Annotated in this window: 1 protein-coding gene; it reads right to left on the bottom strand. The window is 71.7% G+C overall.

Going from position 1 to position 1657, the window contains the following annotated elements:
- Positions 1-99: 99 nt before the first annotated feature.
- A complete protein-coding gene (locus ACFU5G_RS29860; protein ID WP_377252774.1) occupies positions 100-1560 on the bottom strand; it encodes an MFS transporter in 1461 nt (486 codons plus the stop codon).
- Positions 1561-1657: the final 97 nt, after the last annotated feature.

Raw genomic sequence — 1657 nt, 5'->3', positions numbered from 1 at the left:
CCGCAGCGCACCGGGCCGCGGGGAACGAGACGACCGCGGACCAGACCACCGCAGGCCAGACGACCGCGGACTAACCCAACGAAGGGACTAGTCCAACCGTCAGACCGCGGAACGGTCGCCCGTCGGTTCCGCCGTCGGGCCGGCCGGGCTGCCGGCGTCGGCCAGGGGCGCCTCCCGCACGAACCACATCATCACGAGGCCGATGAGCACCACCGCGACGATGCCGAGGGTGCCCCAGATGGTCGCGCCCGTCGCGGCGATGGTGATCGTCCACAGGGCGCTCGACATCCAGGACGTGGCGCGGCCGGTCGTGGCGTAGAGGCCGAAGATCTCGGACTCCTTGCCGGCCGGCGTCACGCGGGCGAGGTAGGACCGGGACGCGGCCTGGGCCGGGCCGACGCACGCCGAGAGGATCAGGCCGCCCACCCAGTAGACGACGGGGCCGAGGTCGCGCAGGAACACGACGCCGAGCCCGGCCACGACGATGACGGCGAGCGTGCCGAGGATGACGGAGCGCGGGCCGAAGCGGTCGTCGGCGAAGCCCACGAGGACCGTGCTCGCCCCTGCGACGAGGTTGGCGGCGATGCCGAAGACGATGACCTGGTCCGCGGAGAAGCCGAAGCTGACGCCGCCGATGATCGCGCCGAACGCGAAGACGCCGCTCAGGCCGTCGCGGTACACGGCGCTGGCCAGCAGGAACCAGAAGGTGCGGCGCGAGGTGTGCCACAGGCCCTTGATGTCGCGGACCAGCACCGCGTAGCTGGCGAAGAACCCGACGGTGGCGCGGCCCTTGGTGGGCGGGAGCTCCGGCACGAAGGCGAGGATCGGCCAGGCGAACGCGATCGCCCAGATCGCGCAGCCCACGGCGATCACGCGGAACGCGAGGCCGTTGTCGGTGGGCATGCCCCACCATTCGGCCCCGTTGGCGATGACCACGAACAGGAGCGCCAGGATGCCGCCGACGTAGCCGAGGCCCCAGCCGAGCCCGGACACCTTGCCGACCGTCTTGGGCGTGGCGACCGACACCATCATGGCGTTGTAGTTGACGCCGGCGATCTCGTTGAGCACGCTGCCCAGGCCGATCAGCGCGGCGCCGAGCACGAAGTAGGCCGGGTCGGCCTCGACGAACCACAGCGCGAGCATGCACAGGACCATGCCTGCGGTGCCGCCGGCGAGCCACGCCTTGCGCCGCCCGGTGGCGTCGGCGCGCTGCCCGAGCACGGGCGCGAGGAAGAGGATGAGCAGGCCCGCGAGCGTGTTCCACAGGCCCACCCCGCTGCTCAGCTCGGCGAGGCCGTGCTGGTAGGCGGGGTCGTCCTTGCCGAGCGCCGCGACGGCCGGGTCGAGGAACGCCTCGGTGGTCAGGTACAGCGCGGTGAACACGAACGTGAGGATTACCGTGTTGAACGGCTGGGTACCCCAGTCCCACAGCGCCCAGGAGATCACCTGGCGGCGCGGGATCCGCGCCCCCTCCTGCAGCTCGAGGCCCATCTTCGGGGGCGTCGGTGTCTCGCCGGCAGGGTGCGCCTGCGAGTCGGGTCCGGGAACGGCGTCGGTCATGGCCGCAGTCTGCCCGGGTCGCGTGAACCGTGGGTGCTGGAGCGGTCACGATCTCATACCGACCCCCGTGTCAGACGTGCAGGTCACCAGGGTGACC

It is taken from the genome of Promicromonospora sp. NPDC057488 (assembly GCF_042802395.1).
Classification (GTDB): domain Bacteria; phylum Actinomycetota; class Actinomycetes; order Actinomycetales; family Cellulomonadaceae; genus Promicromonospora.
Note: the sequence above shows the minus strand (reverse complement) of the source record. Positions and strands in the feature narration are given on the sequence as shown.

Coding starts and splice junctions, on each gene's coding strand:
- ACFU5G_RS29860 (WP_377252774.1), bottom strand. CDS start 1,560: ATGACCGACGCCGTTCCCGGACCCGACTCGCAGGCGCACCCTGCCGGC.